This window comes from Hydrogenobaculum sp. 3684, from assembly GCF_000213785.1.
Classification (GTDB): domain Bacteria; phylum Aquificota; class Aquificia; order Aquificales; family Aquificaceae; genus Hydrogenobaculum.
Genome location: NC_015557.1, coordinates 339166 through 355733, shown reverse-complemented (window position 1 = coordinate 355733; position 16568 = coordinate 339166). Strand labels below are relative to the sequence as shown.

Sequence of the window (16568 nt, the reverse complement as noted above, 5' to 3'; positions counted from 1 at the left end):
TTTATAATACATAAGATGAAAACCAAAGGCTTTAACATATCGCTTATAGTACAAAGCTTCATAAACCTTGAAAAAGCCTATAAAGATATATTAAAAAATCTCAAACTCCCAAAAGAATCTTTTGTACAAAATAAACTTGCAATAGACAAAGTAAGAACAGATTTCAACATAGCTTTTGAAGCCGCCATGAGACCATGTAGACACATATCCCAAGTGTTAAATATAAAAACCACAAAACACTGTCTTTACGAGCTTTCTGAAAGCTTAGGATTTCCTTTTGCCAAAGATATGAAAGATTTATCGGAGTTTTATATAAACTATAGAGATCTTAAAAAGGATATAGACCCTTCTTATTTATACGATTTTCTTAGCACTCACATAAAACTTTTTAGAGATTACGCTGAGCAAATTATAAACTATATAAAAACTACCACAAAGAACTATCTTTTGATAGATTATGATCTTCTAAACGAAAAAGCAAAACATATAAAAGATGCTGTTGAGAAACTAAGGTTTGTACTATCAAAAGACGAAGCAGAGTTCTTATCAAAACCAATGTATTTTGATAGGGCAAAATACTTTTATCAGGTAGCATACGATGCTTTGTTTGATATATGTAGGCATCTATCGCCGAAGTTTAAACTAAAAAATCCCTCTGACGATTGTCTTGTTATAATGGCTCAAGCAAATATAATAGAAAATCCAAATATAGCTTACGATATGATGAGGTTAAAAAACAGACTAATAACCACATGGGATGTTGATCACAAAGAGTTTTATGAAGCTTTAAAAAAGCTGTTACCTTATTTTGAAACATATATAAAAGAGTTATCAGCTTCTGTAAAAGAGCTTGTAAAAAATGCCTAAACTAGCATTAGCCATAGATGACAAAAGTTCTTTGAACATTTTGAAAGAATTGGAAGGTCTTCCACTAGTTGTAAAAATAGGACCTATAGTATTTTTAGAAGAGGGTTTTTCTTTGTTAAAAGCCCTAAAACAATCGGGCTTTGAAGTGTTTTTGGATCTAAAGTTTCACGATATTCCAAACACCGTTTTAAAATCAGTTGAAATTTGTGCAAAAAACAACATAGATTATCTTACCGTACATACGCTTGGTGGAAAAGAAATGCTTAGTCCTTTAAAAGATATAAAAGGAAATACAAATATAATAGGGGTTACAATACTAACATCTCATGACTCATCTTATTTGGAGTTCTTAGGTTCTAGGTATAGTTTAGAAGAGATGGTTTTAAATCTCGCTGGTGTTGCTAACGAGTGCAATTTAGATGGTGTTGTATGTTCTGGTTTTGAGGCTTTTAGTATAAAAAATAAATTTCCAAATTTAAAAACCGTTATACCAGGAGTAAGGCTTGATAAAGACAAAAAAGACGATCAAAAAAGGGTAGTAAGCTTACAAGAAGTCGGTGGGATAGCGGATATAATTGTTATGGGAAGGAGTATATTTAATAGCCCCAATCCAAAAGAAACAATTTTTAGTATATTAAATATGTTAGGAGGTTACCATGGAAGTTAGTATATTTATAGACGGCAAAGAATATAAAGCTCCAAAAGGAGAAAATTTATTAAAATACATGCTTTCTGTGGGTATAGAAATTCCTTATTTTTGCTATCTTGATAGATTGCCAGCGCTTGGTTCTTGTAGGCTTTGTATAGTGCTTGTAGAAAATCAAAACCGCGTTATACCATCTTGCACACTTCAAATACAAGAAGGTCTTAGAGTCAGCACCCAAGCAAAAGCTGTAAAAGAAAATCAGGCTTACTTGTTGCAAGCTTATATGACAAGACATCCTCTTGATTGTCCAATATGCGATAAAGCTGGTGAATGCGATCTGCAAAACTATGGAGCTCTTTATGGACCACAAACTCAGATAGTACCAGTATCAGCTTTAGAAAAGCACAGAGAAGAACACGATTGGCAAAGTGATTACTTGGAGTACTATTCAAATAGATGCGTCGTGTGCTACAGATGTACAAGGGTATGTGATTATATAAACAAAGCAAAAGCCCTTTATGTAGAAGAAAGAGGGTTTGATTCTAACATAGTCCCAACAGTAAGACCCATTGATACATCATCTTGTGATATGTGTGGTATGTGCGTGGATGTATGCCCAGTGGGTGCTATCATATCAAAACCTTTTAAATTCTGGTCTAGAAGCTGGCTTTTAAAAAATGAAGAGACCGTATGTCTCAATTGCCCCACCGGATGCAACATAGAGCTTGAGTTTGGTGTAGGAGACTGGAAGTCAAAAGCTCAAGTTTATAGGACAAAACCAGGAAAAGAACTTGATAGCTGCGCAAAGATATTTTTTGGATACGACATGTTAAACGACAACAGAATAAAAGAACCCATCACAAATCAAAACAGATTTCCCTTCTCAGAGCCAATAGAGATAATAAACAAAAACTTCAAAGAAAAACCTATGGCAGTCATAATATCTCCTTTTATGACCAACGAAGAGATAAGTTTAGCTTTAGAGATAGCTAAAAAAGTAAGCTCTTACGTATCTTCTGTAATTAGTGTTGATTTAATTCCATTTTTAAAAGCCTATAACAAACCAATAGCTCATCTTGACGATATTACATCAAAAACCAAATTCGTGTTTATAGGAGATGATATAAGTTCAGTTGCCCCTGTGGTAAGTTATAGGATAAACGGCAAAGTCTATAAGACATCCAATAAAAAATCAAGGGATGATAAATTTAAGCCAACCTACATAGACATAGAAAAAATCCATGATGTAATAGACAAGGATACAGCTATAATAGTAGATGTTTACAGCTTTAGATATGAAGAGGCTTCAAAGCTTGGGAATATGCTTAACAAAATAGACGCCCCAGTTATGCCAATACCTTTACAAACAAACGCACTTGGTCTTTACGAAGCTTTAAAAGATATACCAATAACAGATATAGGTCTCATATTAGAAATGATTAAGCAAGGTGAAATAAAATCAGTGCTGCTGTTTGGTGAAGATTTATTTGATTATTTTGATAAAGATGTTGTATTTGAGGCTTTTAAAAACACAAAACTAACCCTTGTAACACCTTTCAAGAGCGATCTTTCTCTTTTAGCAGATACCTGTATACCGATGAAGCTCACCGGTGAAAAAGATGGTACTATCCATACGTTGAGAGGCTTAAAAAAAGTTTCAAAAGTCTTACCTTTCCCAATAGACGACGATATACTAAAAGAGCTTCCAAAGTTAGCAGGTATAGGAAATTCCTTCTCTTACAAAGAAGGGATGTTTAAAACAGACTACAAAAAAGAGGTATCAGTTTACAACAGCTCTTGGATATTAGAGCATAGCAAACTGCTACAAAACCTTGAAAACAAAAACAAGGAAGCTATGATCAATGTCTGAAGTGGTGTTTTACCTCAAAGACAAACTAAAAGGTGAACTAATTCAGACTCATAGCTCTTTTGTCATCATCACAGATGAGTTTGTTTATAAAATAAAAAAACCGGTGAACTTTGGATTTTTGGACTATTCAACCTTAGAAAAAAGGCTGTTTTACTCTTACAAAGAGCTTGAAATAAACAAAAGGTTCTGCGAAGATGTCTATCTTGGTGTGATACCTATAATAAAAATAAACAACACTTACGAGCTTTCCCAAGAAGACATTGACGAGGCTTTGGTGGTAGAGTACGCCGTTAAGATGAAAAGGGTAAAAGATGAACTTTTTATGATAAACAAACTAAACTCTTTAAAAGAAGAGGATATAAAAAATGTGGCTAAAAAAATAGCCTATTTTCACTCTCAAAGTAAGAAGATGTATGATTTTGACGTATACAATCAAATGAAGTTTAACACCGATGAGAATTTTGAGCAAACTAAAGAATTTATAGGTAAAACCATAGAACAAGAAGATTACGAGTTTATAAAAGACAAAGTAAATAGCTTTTATAAAAAGCATAAAGACCTTTTTTACAAAAGGCAAAAAAAAGGCTATGTTATAGATGGACACGGGGATATAAGGTTAGAGCATGTGGTAATAGACAAAGATAACATATGTATAATGGATGCTATAGAGTTTAACGATAGGTTTAGAATACAAGATCAGATAAACGACATGTGTTTTTTGTCAATGGAGCTTGATCTTAAGGGTTATAGAGATTTTGCTAAAATATACGAAGATACCTATAAAAGCGCTACAAAAGACGAAGATTTTGATATATTTTTAAACTTTTACAAATCTTACAGAGCTTACGTTAGGGGTAAAGTTACATCGTTTTTACTAAAAGACCCACATATAGAAAACAAAGACAGCGCTATCCAAAACGCAAAAAAACTTTTTAAACTATCAAAAGAGTATGCAGATCTCATTAGGTAAGATAAGGTATACACTCCTTTGGTGTTTAGTTTTTACATTTTTTATATCTATAACAATCTTTGAAGCTTTTGTTGTGATATATCTTTTGGTGCTTTTGTACGACGAGATTAAAAATAAAAATCTAAAAGGTATTTTGACGGCTCCTATATTCACTTATATAACCCCTGGGCTCATATCAAGCATTTTGTTTAATATATCAAAGATAAACCATGCTATTGAAGAGCTTGTTTTTATGCTTTTATATCTAGCAAAAAATTATCTTGATATAGATTATTTAGCTTTTGCTAAAAAGATAAATTTTTACTTTTGTCTTATCGGGATCCCACTTACAATTGTGGGTCTTTACAATATAAAATTAAAAGGCTATGAGATGCTTTTGTTTGGTGGGGCTTTTGATGCTGGGTTTATATTTTCTATTTTAGCTTTTTCTAGCATTGGTATTTTTTTATATAAAAAAGATTGGAAAAGGTTTTTGTTTTTAGGGCTTTTTTTGGTTTATACTTTGATGGTGGTACTTAGTACAAAAAGATCTGATTTGCTTGGGTTTTTGGCAGGGCTAAGCGTTTTTTTAAGTGCATCTTTGGGTAGTTATTCCAAAAAACTTGTGCTTTCAATATTAACCGCTTCGGTGCTTGTGCTTTCGATAGGCGGGTTTTACGTTTTTAGAAAAGATCCTAGGTTTGATGTAATTGTTAAAATCCTAAAACACGAGCAGATTACCACAAAAGAGTTAAACACAGTTTCAAGTTTAAGATATAAAATTATGATACACGCTTTTAGAGTAATAGATAAGGATATTAAGGATAAAAATATAGTAGCTATTCTAATAGGACATGGGGTTAGAAGTGGATTAAAATTAGATCCAAAGCTTGGTCTTGAAAAGTTTGAATCTTTTGAAGGTTTGTCAGAATACATAGAAAAGGGTCTTATTGGGCTTATAGGACTTATTTGGTTTTATTGGAGGGTGTTAAAATTTAGTTTTAGCTTAAAAGCTTTTAAACAAGAGGATTTTTTATTTATACCTTTTGTGGCTACAATGGTGTATCAGCTTTTTGGATCTTTGTTTACTTTTTTTTGGAGCCTTTATCTTCCTTTGATTTTGCTTTTATTTGGTATTGCTGAAAATTGGTTTTTAAAACAACCACTAAGCAAAAATGAAATGCATCGGGCTGCTCTATGAAGATGGTACATGATAAACCACTACTTGAATATGAAATGCGTCGGGCCGCTCTATGAAGAATGCTAATATACATATTGGCATAAGTGGATATTATTATAAAGATGCCATAGGAAGATTTTACCCTAACGGCATAAGACCATCGGAGTTTATACTTTATTACCAGAGATTTTTCGATAGTGTAGAGCTAAATTTCACATTTTATAGATATCCACAAAAGCATCATATAAAATCTATACTTAAAAAAGCACCAAATTTAAGGTATTCAATAAAACTTCATAGAAGCTTTACACATTTTAAAAATTACGATAAAAAAAGCTTGGAGAAGTTTATAGAAGACATAGAACTAATAGTATCTTCTGGGCGTTTTATAGCACTTTTAATGCAGTTTCCACCATCTATGCACTACAAAGAAGAGTCTTTAGAGCATATCGAAGATCTTATAAAAAGCTTAAAACCAATACCTTTGGCCATAGAGTTTAGAAGCAAGTCTTTTAACAGAAAAGATGTTTTTGAGCTTTTAAAAGAAAACAACGTCAGCATAGTAAATGTAGATGCTCCAAAAAAAGAAGATGCTTTGGTAGGACCTTGGATTAGCACAGCAAACTTCAACTATATAAGAATACATGGAAAAGATGAAGAAAATCCTTACAAATACATATACAGCATAGACGAGCTGAAAAAATTAAAAACAAAAATAAGAAAAATAGAAGAGTATAAACCTACTTACATATTTTTTAACAACACCTTTGGAGCAGGAGCTTTTCTAAACGCTTTAGAACTTAAAAAGCTTTACGGATTTGATGTGGAAATACCAGACAAGCTTGAAGCTATAAGAAATCAAGGTATATGGGTATAGCGTTTTTTGGTGGTAGCTTTGACCCGATACATATAGGGCATATACTTGTGGCAAGGGATGTATGCGAGCTTTGTGATGTTGATAAAATATATTTTATGCCAGCTTTTATATCTCCTTTTAAACCAAAACCTATAGCAAGTCCCAAACAGCGGTTTGAAATGTTAAAGCTTGCCTTGGAGGATGAGCCTTGGGCTTTTATAGAAGATATAGAACTAAAAAAAGAAGAAATATCTTATACTTATAAAAGTGCACTGATGCTAAAAGAAAAGTATAAAGAAAATCCAACCTTCATAATAGGCTACGATGCTTACCTAACGCTTGATAAATGGTACAGATATGAAGATCTTGTAAAAATTGCAAATTTTATAGTGGTAAAAAGAGGCAAAGAAGATATTTTTATAAACAACGATATAGATGCAATTTTTTGCAACACAAGAACTATAGATATATCCTCTACTGAAATAAGAGAGCGTATAAAGCATGGTAAGAGTGTAAAATATATGATACCAGATAAAGTATTAGAATATATATTGAAAGAGGGTATTTATGCCAAAAGCTGAAAACTATGTAAGTTTAGACATTTTTTCTTCAAACATACCGGCTTTTAACTATGAAGATAGTGTTGATTTGGTTTATAAGTTTTTCAAAGAAAAGCCCTTCTACAAATACGTTGTTATACTAAAAAATCAAACACCTATAGGTATTGTCAAAAAAGATGACATAGCTTTTGCAAATAGAAATTTAAATGTAGGAGAACTATCAAAACCTCTTCCAAAAGTCAAAAACACCAACATAAACCCACAAAGACTTTCAGATGTTATTGAGGTCCTTAGACTCCAAGTGTCTGATATATTTTTGGTAAACAACAAAAATCAATACATAGGAGTAATAAATTACGACACAGTAATCCATTATCTAAGCAAATTCCCAGACTCTTCTCAAGACAAAATATCTAACATGTTAGGGAAAGATTACTATGCGGTGGTTATAGGTTTTCAGGATTTTAAAGAACTAAAAGAAGAGCTTAGTTATAAAATAGACTCGCTGTTTAAGCTAATAAGAGATCTATTAAAAAATATGTCTAACGAATGTTGTACATATATAGAAAAATCCGATAACGAAATATACAGTGTACACAAAACAAAAATCACAAAAGATGTTATAAATAAATTCTTTGATGAATTTTATAAAGAATACAACGTACTGTTTCAAACCCATAAAACCCCTGTTATGTACGCCATCGTACTAAATTTAAACAACATAAAATCTTACGATGCTTTCCTAAAACGAATAGATATATTAAAAGTATATATAAAAGATATGAAAAATACCGTAGCGATAATTGATGGATTACAGCCTCTTCTGATAACGCACTTATCAAAGCAAGATTATCCAACAGTCCAGCTTATAAAAGAAAAAATATCATCCTCTATACAAGATATTGCCAACAATCTAGTGAAAACTGAAAAAAATCTATGGGAATTTGTGGTCTACGATATGTTTAAAAAGTATCCTTTTTACGACCTTATCTATATAATGAACGAGTCTGGAATCCAGATATCCAACAATATAATAAATCCAGACATATCCAAAAGCATAGCCACAGGGAAAAAGGGGGCAGATAGATCAAAAGAAGCTTATTTTAAAAATGCATCGGAAACCCCTTATATAACAGGAGTTTATCTTTCTAAAGCCACAGATGATTTTTGTATAACCGTTTCACTGGCTTTTAAATATCAAAATAAATCTTATGTAATAGCCGGAGATATAGCATATTCTGATATAGGTAAAATTAGCCTACAAAGTGAATGAGTTTGGATAGGATATAAATAGAATGCTGTAAGCATGTTTTAAATGCTTTTATATTTTTAACAAACTTTTTACTTACGATGTAAGGAGTATCGTTGGCATACTATAGTGTATAAGTTCACTACATCGTGAACACATAAACCGTGGTAGATTTGTAGATCTTACAAAGTTGTATTTTCTATGTACTTCTTCAAGAGTCTAGTGTGCCAAAGGCATTTCTTACTATTGTGTGGCATACTTGTCGTGTGATAAGTGTATTCTAAGAACATGCTTATCTGAAACATGCTCACGCACTAGTGTGCCAAGGGCATTTTTTACATCATGAGATTAGTGTCTTTTAAGAAGACAGGCATCTGAAACATGCTCAGGCACTCTATGTTCAGTCTATCTGAACTTATACAATACGTTTTCTTTTTCTTAACCCACACGGTTCAGATGAAACTCAGATTATTGCAACTGTATTTGATGCTGTCAAATCAGCTTCTTAACCCACACGGTTCAGATGAAACTCTTCAAACGTGCTTGTAAACGGCAAAGGTGTTGTGCTTCTTAACCCACACGGTTCAGATGAAACCCCAGAAATCACTACTCCTAATATTATATAGTGTATCAATGGTTTTGTCAAGGGGGTACCCCCCCGCAAATGAAGGTAATTTTCCGAAAATGCCAGATTCTGCAAAGTTTAGTGTACCGTTATCAAGTTTAAATAATTGTCTAACAAGCTTTTTACAAATTCGCCGTAATTACGGCTTTACGGTTTTATGTAATTACGGCTTTACGGTTTTACGGCAAAATTAATTGCTTGTCAGACAATAAGTTGGAAGGCTAATAAAACTTATTTTTGTATAAACAACCTACTAAAAACCCTAACTAAAAAAGTTAAAAATGCCGTGGGGTTCAACACAAGCATACCAACACTCTCTACGCTTATTCAGCTATTGAAGTGCGGCCAGCTCTTAAGAAAAACTTAAGAAGCTCAATAAGCCCCAATGTAGATAGTATAACATATTTTAATCCGAAGGTGTATAAGTTGAGTGAGCACCTATAAAGACAAGTATGCCACGATTCACAAGTCTGCCACACCCTACAAGTATGCCACGATTCACAAGTATGCCAAGGTTCACAAGTATAACACGGTTTACAAGCATACCACATGTATGTGTTAATGATATAGTTAACTAGTACACAAAACTAATTGCTTTTGATGTAAAATGATAAGTAGGAGGTGTTATGAAATTTTACAAAAGCAAAATACTAACAAGCGCTATATCTATACTAACCCTAATAAATATTACATTTGCAGGCGCTAAGACTGATAAAAACGTTGATAAAAGCCATAAAACTATAAACCAACAAAGCGCTACCAACAACAGCTTTGAAGAGCTTTTACATAGCACACCTGGAGTTTTAGTAAATAGAGTTGTAGCTTCCGTAAACGGTGAACCAATTTTAGAAAGCGATTTGAAAATAGCAATGGTTTATTTTGGTACAAAAGATGCAAAATTAGCTTTAAAAAGGCTTATAGATATATACCTCATATACCAATATTTGAGTGAAAACCATATGGCCACACCAGAGAGCTTTTTAGACCAAACTATAAAAGACTTGGCCTCTCAAAACAACCTTACCATTGAACAACTTTACGAAGAGCTAAAAAAACAAGGTATATCACCAAAAGAGTTTAGAGACTTTTTAAGAAAAGAGATCTTGGCAACAGCTGGCTTTGGAGAATACTTAAGAAAAGCTGTTAAGATTACACCTTCTGATATTGAGCTTTTAAAATTAAAATACGGCAAACCTAAAATAGAAAGAGATATTGAACTTCTTATAGTGCCCAAAAAAGACAAAGATAAACTAAGTAAGCTTTTAAACAACACCACAAGCTTAAAAACGATAGCCAGCAAACTAAACCTAACTCCTCAAGAATTAGAAGTAGCAAAAGGAGATTTGAAAAAAAACTTAGACGAACAAGTCTGGAAAGCATCAAAAGGTGATATAGTCTTTGCAGAAGGTAAAAACAACATATACATTGCTAAGGTTAAAAACATAAAACTTGTATATAAAAACATAGACCTAGACAAGCTAAAGAAAAAGCTTTTAGAAGAAAAGATGAAGAAAAAATACGATGAGATTTTACACAAACTTAAAAAAGAAAGCTACATAAAGGTATATTTACAGTAATGCGTGTGAAATTATGTATTTTAGCGAATCTTTTGAGAATGACGCATACGTAGTTTTAGACATAGAAACCACCGGCCTTAATCCAGATGAGCATGAAATAATAGAGATTTTTGCCTTTTTGGTGGAAAAAGAAAGAATCACAAAACAATTTCACAGACTCATAAACCCAGGTTTTTTTATTCCAAGAAGGATAACAGAAATAACAGGCATAACAAACGCTATGCTGGTAGGCCAACCCAAGGTTGAAGAGGTTATATACGATTTTGACAACTTTGTAAAAGACTATATCATAGTAGGTCACAACGTAAAATTTGATTTATCGTTTTTAAACAAAGCTTACAGCATATATCTTCATAAAAAACTACAATCTCCAAATATCTGCACCCTTGAACTTTCCAAAAAACTCATCCCTAACCTAAAATCCTACAAACTTTCTGCAGTAGCAGATTACTTTAACATAAAATACGAAAGACTTCACAGAGCTAAAGACGATGCTCTTCTAACTTACAATATATTCAATAAGTTAATGGATATAATAAGGCGTCAATACAAAAAAGAATTAAGCTATTTTTATCTTAAAAGCCTCATAAACTCAAGGATATAGTGTTAAAAATTTTTAAAGCTTATAGCATAGATAGTTTCCTCTTTAACTCTTCTATCTCCCGCTCTTTCTCAAGTATCTCTTTTTCTTTATCAAGGATTATTTTTTTCATATCTATGTCTGCTCTTTGATATTTGTTGTCTAGATCTTTGTACTCTTTTTTACAATCTTCTAACTCTTTGCTTAGGTTTTTTAGCTTTTCAGATAATGATAAGTTTTCTTCTTTAAGCTCTTCTATTTTGCTTTTATAACGGTCTAAATCCTTTGACAAAAACTCTATCTCTTTCTCTTTTACAGCCAGCAAAGCATACAGACTAGAAAGCTCTTGCATAAGCTCTTGCTTTTGAAACTCGGCATATCTTTGAATATTGATATATGTGGCTATAAGAGCACCATCTGGAAGAGCTTTCAATTTTTCTATAGAGTCTGAAATAGCTTGTTCTCTTTCTTGAGATTTTTCTTTGCTGTTTTGCAGATTTTCATATTCGTCTGATGTCAAATACACATACCATATACCATCTTCTTCTTTGGCACCATTTAGTATTCCAGCTTTTATCCTATTTTTGACAGTATTTAATGACACTGACATCATTGCCGCATACTCGCTTGCCTTCATTTTGATATCACCCATTTGACTTACCTCCAATATTTTGATAACATTAATATATCATTTTATATCATTGATGTCAAATTTTCTTGATATCAAGATATAAAAGCTTTCATTTGTTAACATAATGGTAATTATATTAACATAAATATGAGAAAAATTATTTTGAAATAAAAAAGTGGTGACAATTTATACACTTCAACACTTATATGATAAAAGCATCAAGGTAAAAATAAGACTAACTGAAGATAAAAGCTATTAAGGAATCAGGTATAAATATTTGGAAGTAGAGCTACTCTGGAAAAAAACATAATTGAGATAACCACGCCCCCAAGGTTATAGGTTAAATATGAAGGTTTCAATCCTCTATAGGTACAAGTAAAACTTATACAGATCAAAACACAAAACGTTGCGCTGTGATACACCTGCGCCAAAAGCCAAACTGGAAGAGTCAAAATTAGAACTAACTTTTTAACATCCTAATGCTTCCTTTAATAAAGTAATAACTTAATAGTTGATAAACAATGTCATTGGTATTATGTAGTATATTTGTTATCTATTACTTATTATTACCTTTTCAGGTTTTGGCAAAACAGGCCTATCTTTGTATTCATTACACTTGTCTTTATTCGTACCAGCGCAAATACACTCATATCCAACTGTTGGTTGGCATTCTATCATCATATATCTTGTTTTCTCAAGCCAGTCTCTAGTCTCAGGATTATTCCAACTTAGCATTATCTTTAATTGGCTTAACCTTTCGGTTTGCCATAATAAATCTGCACTTTTTTTGTCATCATTTGCATTTCTTTTGTTATCATTAGAAATTTTACTTAAAATGTACGTTCCAAATGCATTTTTAAATTCATTTATTTCACTTGTTTTGTCCTCTTCTGCTAAATTCCAAGCATCATCTTTAAACAAAGATTTATATCTTTTCTCTCTATCAACAATAAATACCTTAGGTTTTATTTCTATACTACCCAAACCCAAAGGTTTACCCATTCCAATCTTATGATAATGATTTTGTGGTAAGTCTAATACAAAAAGCAATGCACCTAACTCTTCCTTCGTAAGATTTTCAAATCGTATGCGTGATTTGAATTTAATATTTCTTTTGATTGGTTTTATAACGGTATGCTGAGTATCATCTTTTACTTCTCCTTCATTCCAGCTGTATTTATCTTTTGGATTATCAGGTGTATCCCTATGCCAGTAAAGTTTGTGGCCTCTAATAAGTGCGTCTTTGTCGTCCCAATGTTTTAGATTTCTTAAATAAGTATTTTCTTCGTAAGGTTGTTCTAAGTAAAGCTGAAAAGCTGTAGGTTTTGGTGATGCAAGTATCTTAGGCGAGGTCTCATTCATGAATACATCATTTTGCTCTTCTCCTAAAAAAGCATCCTCAAAAAACACTCTGCTTGCCCATTTGCTCTCTTTTCCAAAGATTGCTTCAGCAAAATCTGTTTTATCCTCTGACCTTAGTTCTTCAGGTATATGGTCGCCTATAGTTAATTCATAAGGTAATCTAAAAAATCCTGTATGGCCAAAAGCTAAAACATTATTTTGATTGTCTGTATTTTGATTGTCTGTGATATAAAAACACGGAACACTTTTGCCGCTATCAGCTATTTTAAGCAAATCAAATTTTTCTTCTCTATTAACATCAGATTTATATTCTTCAATAACATTCTCAGGGATTTTAATTTCTTTATTTGTATCTTCTTCATTTATTACCCAATGCATATGTTTTTTATTTCCAAATAGACCAGAAACAATTATGTATCCTTTATTTGGGTGATTCTCATCTTTTTTGAGACTAACAGATTTTAATTTTGGGGAGTTAAAATATTTATGTGTCTTAAACTTAAACACTTTATCAAATTTTAGGAGGTTTTGTTTATGAAAGAAGAAGAAAGAATAGGGAAGTTAAAAGCTTCTTTAGAAAGCCTAATAGAAGATTATCTTGGTAAAGACATCAACAACTACCAGAAGCTTGGTGTAAAGGAGTTCATTGAGTTAGTTATGGAAACGCTTATGAAGTCTGAAAGAAAGATATTCTTAAGCGAAGAAGAAGACAACAAAGCTAACGGATACTATGGAAGAACTTTAAACGCAGGATCTTTTAAGATAGACTTAAATGTTCCGAGAGATAGAAAAGGAAGATTTAGGCCTAAAGCTTTACCAGAGCCCTATAGAAGAGTCAATGAAGATTATATAAATCTTCTAATGAGCCTTGTGGCCAATGGATACTCTGAAAGTAAGATAGAGTCTACCTTAAATAGCTTGGGTCTTGATTACTCCAAACAACATATGAAGATAATTAAGCAAGATCTTCTTGAAAGGTTAAACGATTTCAAAACCAGAGAATTACCATCAGACATAGCTATACTATATATAGATGCCTATCATTGTGAAATAAGAGAGAAGGGTAAAGTAAGAAAATCAGCTGTTTATATTGCTCTTGGCATAGACCTTCAAGGAAACAAAGATATACTTGGGTTCTATACTTTCTTTAATAACGAGAACAGAGCAGATTGGCTAAAGGTTTTCAACGACCTAACAGAAAGAGGAGTTAAAAGAGTAATGATTATAGTAAGCGATGATTTCCCTGGTATTGCTAACGCCATTGAAAAATTTTTTTCCAGATACAGACCATCAATTGTGCTTCATACATCTTCAGAGAAATGTGACAGCTCAGATGAGTAAGCAAGATGCTCAGTTCTTTAAGAAAGAGTTAAAGAATATCAAGAACAATAGCTTAGATTTTGAAGATGGTTTAGAGAAGTTTGAAGCACTGTGTGAGAGATTTAAGTCTATTTATCCAAGCTTCATAAAAAGGATAAAAGCTAACAAAGAAAGGTACTTATGCTTCTTGAAATATCCAGAAAATCTAAGAAAGCATATTTATACTACCAATCCCGTAGAAAGTATAAATAGCATGATTGAAAAAGCAAGGATAAACTTAGGAGGCTATTTCCAATCTGCTGAGATTCTTGAAATAAATATCCTTGTCCAGAGAGATATTTTAAAGAACAATAAGTGGAGTAAGCCAGTTCCTGCATTAAAAGGGTCCTCATATGAAGTTTTACAAATATTCAACAGGAGATTTTGTTATGAGACACAAAATTATTGACAAGTCTCCTTAAATATCTTAATTTATATTTTCATATTATAGTATATTATATGACAACTTATGCATTTTGTCAATGTATTTTACAAATTCACTACATTGTGAACGCATAAACCATGACATTCTTATATATCTCAGCAATTATTCTATAACCTAACAAAAACTCTTTTCAATCCCCTATAGGTACACAAAAAACCTCATTGCAAAATGTAAAAATGATGTTATTCACTATAGTTTCAATCCCCTATAGGTACACAAAAAACCATTTTTTAGCAGTTTTTGTGCAGTTTTTGTGCGTGCGTTTCAATCCCCTATAGGTACACAAAAAACTTATTGGTCATGCACTACAGTTTGTTGTCACTAGCGGTTTCAATCCCCTATAGGCACAAACAAAACCTAAAACTTAGTGAGATGTTCCCAGGGTTAGAATCTTGTTTCAATCCCCTATAGGCACAAACAAAACATATTTTTGTATTTTATTGTTGTATTTAGCTTTTCTTCAAAACTTCTTACAAATATCTCTCGCCCTGATTCGTTTAGGTAAGCAAAACTTATATCTTTGTCAAAATGCTTTTCAGTTATTTGATTTTTATTTAAAAGCTGAAAAATTACTCTGTCCACAATCACCGGCTTAAAAACTTCTGCAATATCAAGGTTTAAAGTGAAGCTTCTTTGGTTTGTTTCGTGAAGGTATCCTATGCGCGGGTCCAAATGCGTTTTATATATCTCACTAAGCACTGTAGTATAAAGTAGTGAATTGCCAAAAGATATCATGGCGTTTAAAGGGTCTTCCGGTGGTCTTTTGGTTCTTTTTTCAAATTCCATATCTTTTAGTATACTGTTAAAAGCCTGATAATAGGTTTTCCTTACATCGCCTTCGGTCTGCATAAGCGTTTGTATATCTTCTTTCAAATCCAAAGCCTTTAACTTTTCTGTTATATAAGAAGAGATACTTTTAAGCTCTTCGTTGCCACGATTTTCGTAGTATTTTAGGTTTTTAAGCATATTTGATATAGCACCCACAAGAAAATTCTTTGCTATGTAAAACCTTTTGTCTTTATCCATGTAATGCTCTGCTTGTTTTAGGATTATGATACCACAGTTATAAGCATTTCTTGGGTAAAAAGAACCTACATAATATCCATAATAATTGAAAAAGTGTATAGGAATATCGTTCTTATCAAGAAACTCCAAAAGTCTTTTGTTTAGGTCTATTTCACCAAATACTTTTATATCGCTTATTACCGCTACAGGTATAGTCTTACTCCCTTTTTCCGATTCCCAATGAAGGGTATTGTCTTTTCTTTCCAATCTTCCGCTGCTAAAAAGATAAAGAGTTTTTGCCATAGCCTAAGCAAAGCACAGTTCTTTATAAGCACAATTTTTACAAAAGGGTATTTTAACAAACGCTGGCGGTTTATCAAGTGCCAAAATCTCATTTATATGTCTTATCTTATCCTCAATCTCCTTTTCTATATCATCGGTAAGCTTCACATCGTAAGATTTTTTCTCTGTGGGGACAAGGACCTTCCCAGAAAACATTTTACCCTTTTCTTTCTTTAGATAATAAAGATAAAAAGCCATTTGCATCATAGCACTGCGAAGATGTTTTGAGCTAGATTTTAACTCCGCTATAAGCTCTTTTCCTCTTACAACATCTATCATAATAGTATTATCCACAAAAAGTTCTTTGGCGCTGTTTTGATAAAATATCTCATGAATGGCTCTCCCTTTACCAAGATATTCATTTTCTTGAGGTGGCTCTATAGAGTGCCCTATAAACCACACTTGTCTATCGCATATGTAACTATACCACATAAGGGTTCCATTTATCCTATCAAAATCCATAAA

General features: G+C 32.4%; 16 protein-coding genes and 1 CRISPR repeat array. Of the genes, 12 read left to right on the top strand and 4 right to left on the bottom strand.

The annotated features are described in order from the left end of the window. The first annotated feature begins 15 nt into the window (after positions 1–15). The 10 genes from HYD3684_RS02085 (at position 16) to HYD3684_RS02040 (ending at position 10983) form a co-directional block, all read left to right on the top strand. Complete coding sequence (locus HYD3684_RS02085; RefSeq protein ID WP_015419039.1) at positions 16–867, top strand: DUF86 domain-containing protein; 852 nt, start codon at positions 16–18, stop codon at positions 865–867. After that, on the top strand, positions 860–1534 hold the full coding sequence (gene pyrF / locus HYD3684_RS02080) for an orotidine-5'-phosphate decarboxylase (RefSeq protein WP_015419038.1): 675 nt from the start codon (positions 860–862) through the stop codon (positions 1532–1534). The genes HYD3684_RS02085 and pyrF overlap by 8 nt, the downstream gene beginning before the upstream one ends. Beyond that, positions 1524–3383 carry a 2Fe-2S iron-sulfur cluster-binding protein gene (locus HYD3684_RS02075; RefSeq protein ID WP_015419037.1) on the top strand — a complete coding sequence of 620 codons (1860 nt, stop codon included), beginning with the start codon at positions 1524–1526 and terminating at the stop codon, positions 3381–3383. The genes pyrF and HYD3684_RS02075 overlap by 11 nt, the downstream gene beginning before the upstream one ends. Next, positions 3376–4353 (top strand): hypothetical protein, encoded by a 978-nt coding sequence (locus HYD3684_RS02070; protein ID WP_015419036.1) that lies wholly within the window; start codon positions 3376–3378, stop codon positions 4351–4353. The genes HYD3684_RS02075 and HYD3684_RS02070 overlap by 8 nt, the downstream gene beginning before the upstream one ends. Beyond that, positions 4334–5533 carry a hypothetical protein gene (locus tag HYD3684_RS02065; protein ID WP_015419035.1) on the top strand — a complete coding sequence of 400 codons (1200 nt, stop codon included), beginning with the start codon at positions 4334–4336 and terminating at the stop codon, positions 5531–5533. Before HYD3684_RS02070 ends, HYD3684_RS02065 begins: the two co-directional genes overlap by 20 nt. Positions 5534–5585: 52 nt before the next feature. Continuing rightward, entirely contained in the window at positions 5586–6389 is an 804-nt protein-coding gene (locus HYD3684_RS02060; RefSeq protein WP_015419034.1) for a DUF72 domain-containing protein, read from the top strand. Next, positions 6380–6949 (top strand): nicotinate (nicotinamide) nucleotide adenylyltransferase, encoded by a 570-nt coding sequence (gene nadD / locus HYD3684_RS02055; protein ID WP_015419033.1) that lies wholly within the window; start codon positions 6380–6382, stop codon positions 6947–6949. Before HYD3684_RS02060 ends, nadD begins: the two co-directional genes overlap by 10 nt. After that, positions 6936–8201 (top strand): PDC sensor domain-containing protein, encoded by a 1266-nt coding sequence (locus HYD3684_RS02050; protein WP_015419032.1) that lies wholly within the window; start codon positions 6936–6938, stop codon positions 8199–8201. The genes nadD and HYD3684_RS02050 overlap by 14 nt, the downstream gene beginning before the upstream one ends. Before the next feature lie 409 nt (positions 8202–8610). After that, positions 8611–8772: direct repeats of the CRISPR family, unit length 28 nt; unit sequence TTCTTAACCCACACGGTTCAGATGAAAC. Between the two features lie 656 nt (positions 8773–9428). Next, positions 9429–10379: a SurA domain containing protein gene (locus HYD3684_RS02045; protein ID WP_015419030.1), complete on the top strand. Its 951-nt coding sequence runs from the start codon at positions 9429–9431 to the stop codon at positions 10377–10379. Between the two features lie 13 nt (positions 10380–10392). After that, positions 10393–10983, top strand: a complete 591-nt coding sequence (locus tag HYD3684_RS02040) for a 3'-5' exonuclease (RefSeq protein WP_015419029.1) — start codon at positions 10393–10395, stop codon at positions 10981–10983. Positions 10984–11002: 19 nt separating this feature from the next. On the opposite strand, the gene HYD3684_RS02035 is transcribed toward HYD3684_RS02040, so the two are convergent. Both HYD3684_RS02035 and HYD3684_RS02030 read right to left on the bottom strand, forming a co-directional pair. Continuing rightward, a complete protein-coding gene (locus HYD3684_RS02035) occupies positions 11003–11611 on the bottom strand; it encodes a hypothetical protein (RefSeq protein WP_012513462.1) in 609 nt (202 codons plus the stop codon). 528 nt (positions 11612–12139) lie between these two features. Beyond that, the gene (locus HYD3684_RS02030) at positions 12140–13459 is read right to left on the bottom strand and encodes a TIGR03986 family CRISPR-associated RAMP protein (RefSeq protein WP_015419028.1); all 1320 of its coding nucleotides are present in this window, start codon (positions 13457–13459) and stop codon (positions 12140–12142) included. Between the two features lie 27 nt (positions 13460–13486). On the opposite strand from HYD3684_RS02030, the gene HYD3684_RS02025 reads away from it, so the two are divergent. Continuing rightward, positions 13487–14293 carry a transposase gene (locus tag HYD3684_RS02025; protein ID WP_237698621.1) on the top strand — a complete coding sequence of 269 codons (807 nt, stop codon included), beginning with the start codon at positions 13487–13489 and terminating at the stop codon, positions 14291–14293. Further along, a complete protein-coding gene (locus tag HYD3684_RS08425; RefSeq protein WP_237698620.1) occupies positions 14187–14720 on the top strand; it encodes a transposase in 534 nt (177 codons plus the stop codon). The genes HYD3684_RS02025 and HYD3684_RS08425 overlap by 107 nt, the downstream gene beginning before the upstream one ends. A 441-nt stretch (positions 14721–15161) precedes the next feature. Here HYD3684_RS08425 and cas1b read toward each other — a convergent pair whose 3' ends face one another. Beyond that, positions 15162–16064: a type I-B CRISPR-associated endonuclease Cas1b gene (gene cas1b / locus HYD3684_RS02020; RefSeq protein WP_015419027.1), complete on the bottom strand. Its 903-nt coding sequence runs from the start codon at positions 16062–16064 to the stop codon at positions 15162–15164. Between the two features lie 3 nt (positions 16065–16067). Further along, positions 16068–16565 (bottom strand): CRISPR-associated protein Cas4, encoded by a 498-nt coding sequence (gene cas4 / locus HYD3684_RS02015; RefSeq protein WP_015419026.1) that lies wholly within the window; start codon positions 16563–16565, stop codon positions 16068–16070. Positions 16566–16568: the final 3 nt, after the last annotated feature.